The sequence below is a fragment of the Janthinobacterium lividum genome (genome assembly GCF_011601275.1).
GTDB lineage: Bacteria > Pseudomonadota > Gammaproteobacteria > Burkholderiales > Burkholderiaceae_D > Janthinobacterium > Janthinobacterium lividum_E.
The window spans coordinates 1-333 of record NZ_JAAOLY010000069.1; the positions used below are offsets into that span (position 1 = coordinate 1).

Here is a 333-nt window from a genome sequence, read left to right on the forward strand (position 1 = left end):
CGCGCGTTTCGCGCACGGTGCGGCCGAAATCATCGACCTGCAGGCGCGTCGTCAGGGCATTGGGCCCCGTCAGCGCGGTCAGTGTGCCAAAGCGCGGATCGTATTCCTTGCTCTCCGCATGTCCCAGTGCATTCGTCGCCGTATTGGGAAAGGCACCTGCCGGGATGCTGACGTTGCCGATGCCTGCCACGGTGACCGTGCTGGCCGCATACGTGCTGCCGCTGCTGCGGCTGAGGAACGCGGCGCGCCCGCCGGAGCCGCAGTCGGTGGTGGTGGCGCTGGTGCGGTTGCCGTAGGCATCGTAGGCATAGCTGGTGGTGACGCAGGACAGCG

Annotated in this window: 1 protein-coding gene; it reads right to left on the reverse strand. The window is 67.6% G+C overall.

The window, feature by feature from the left end; translation table 11 throughout:
* A partial coding sequence (locus GYK42_RS28905; RefSeq protein ID WP_166450290.1) for a hypothetical protein occupies positions 1–333 on the reverse strand: 333 nt, incomplete at both ends.